The organism is Streptosporangium heterodermiicola, from assembly GCF_051390675.1.
GTDB lineage: Bacteria > Actinomycetota > Actinomycetes > Streptosporangiales > Streptosporangiaceae > Streptosporangium.
The window spans coordinates 1-580 of the sequence record NZ_JBPJSR010000099.1 but is presented as its reverse complement, the minus strand read 5'-3'; the positions used below and the strand labels follow the sequence as shown (position 1 = coordinate 580).

Sequence of the window (580 nt, the reverse complement as noted above, 5' to 3'; positions counted from 1 at the left end):
GGAGGTGGACCTGGTCGAGGCGCATGGCACCGGCACGACGCTGGGTGATCCGATCGAGGCGCATGCGTTGCTGGCGACGTATGGGCAGGGGCGGCCGGTCGATCGGCCGTTGTGGCTGGGATCGGTGAAGTCGAACATCGGTCATGCGCAGGCGGCGGCAGGAGTGGCCGGGGTCATCAAGGTGGTGCAGGCGATCCGCCATGGTGTCCTTCCCGGGACGTTGCACGTGGACGAGCCGTCGGGGCATGTGGATTGGTCTGCGGGTTCGGTGCGGTTGCTGACCGAGGCGCGGGAGTGGCCGGGGGTGGGGGGTCCGCGTCGGGCGGGGGTGTCGGCGTTCGGGGTGAGCGGTACGAACGCTCACGTGATCATTGAGCAGGCCCCGGAGGAGTCTGTTCTGGTCGAGTCTGTTTCGGCTGGTGGGGTGGTGCCGTGGGTGGTGTCGGGTCGGTCGGTGGCGGGGTTGCGGGGTCAGGCGGAGCGGTTGGCCGGGTTCGTGGGGGCCGGCTCTCGTCTCGATGCGCGGGATGTGGGGTATTCGCTGGCGCGTGGTCGGGGGGTGTTGGAGGAGCGGGCGGTG

1 protein-coding gene is annotated in these 580 nt (G+C 70.0%); it reads left to right on the top strand.

All coding sequences use genetic code 11. The features are described from left to right. A partial coding sequence (locus ACSC1Q_RS43055; protein WP_436764522.1) for a ketoacyl-synthetase C-terminal extension domain-containing protein occupies nt 1–580 on the top strand: 580 nt, incomplete at both ends.